Genomic DNA, 1082 nt, shown 5'->3' with positions numbered 1-1082 from the left:
CTAGTGCCGTAGCAGCTTGGGTTTGCCCCGTTTCGTGGTGACACGCCGATCGAGGTCCCACCCTGATCGGCGTGATCGCTTCAGACTCTGCTCGTGGCTGAGCGGGTTCGCGTACGCGAGATCGATGACGATGAAGGCAACCGGCTGCTGCGGATCGTACGGCGTGGCAGCGGGTCCGTGGTGACCTGGCGGCGGGCGCAGATGGTGCTGCTGTCGGCTCAGGGCATGCCTGTCGCCAAGATCGCGCAGGTGGCGTTCACCAGCGAAGACCGGGTCCGGGACGTGATCCACAACTTCAACACCGATGGATTCGACTCGCTGTATCCCAAGTACAAGGGCGGCCGGGCGCCGACGTTCACGCTGCCGCAACGCCGTGAGATCAAGAAGATCGCCAAGTCCAAGCCGGCCGAGCATGGGTTGCCCTTCTCCCGGTGGAGCCTTGCCAAGCTGGCCGACTTCCTGGTCGCCGAGGGGGTGGTCGAGGACATCAGCCATGAGGGCCTGCGCGAGCTTCTACGTGCGGAAAGTGTGTCCTTTCAAGCCATAAAGACCTGGAAGGCCTCCCGCGACCCGGACTACCAGGCCAAGAAGGCCCGCGTCGAGCATCTGTATGCGATCGCCGACGGTGAGGTCGTCCCCGAGCCAGGCGAACCGACCGTGATCTTCTGTATGGACGAGTTCGGGCCGCTCAACTTGCAGCCGCGTCCCGGCAGGCAGTGGGCCGACGTCGGCGGTAAGGGCAAGGATCCCGACCGGGAGCCTCGGCCGCGGATGCGCGCGACCTACACGCGCACCCAAGGGGTCCGGCACTTGTTCGCCGCGTTAGACGTGGGCAAGGACAAGCTGTACGGACACGTCAAGAAGCGCAAGCGACGCGGAGAGTTCCTGGAGTTCTGCCGCTACCTGCGCAGTCTTCACCAGCCGGAGGTGCGGATCGCGATCATCTGCGACAACTTCAGCCCACACTTGACGACCAAGAAGGACAAGCGAGTCGGCCAGTGGGCGGAGGCGAACAACGTCGAGATCGCCTACACGCCCACCAACTCCTCCTACCTAAACCGGATCGAGGCGCAGTTCACCGC

The 1082-nt window shown here is 64.2% G+C and carries 1 protein-coding gene; it reads left to right on the top strand.

Translation table 11 applies throughout. The features are described 5' to 3' along the window. Window positions 1-93 precede the first annotated feature (93 nt). The coding region (locus tag N5079_RS35025) for an IS630 family transposase (RefSeq protein ID WP_261588522.1) at window positions 94-1082 on the top strand (989 nt) is incomplete at its 3' end.

The organism is Planotetraspora sp. A-T 1434 (assembly GCF_025420585.1).
In the GTDB taxonomy this organism is placed as follows: Bacteria; Actinomycetota; Actinomycetes; order Streptosporangiales; family Streptosporangiaceae; genus JAOEGB01.
The sequence above is the reverse complement of the archived record's forward strand: the minus strand, read 5'-3'. Positions and strand labels throughout refer to the sequence as shown.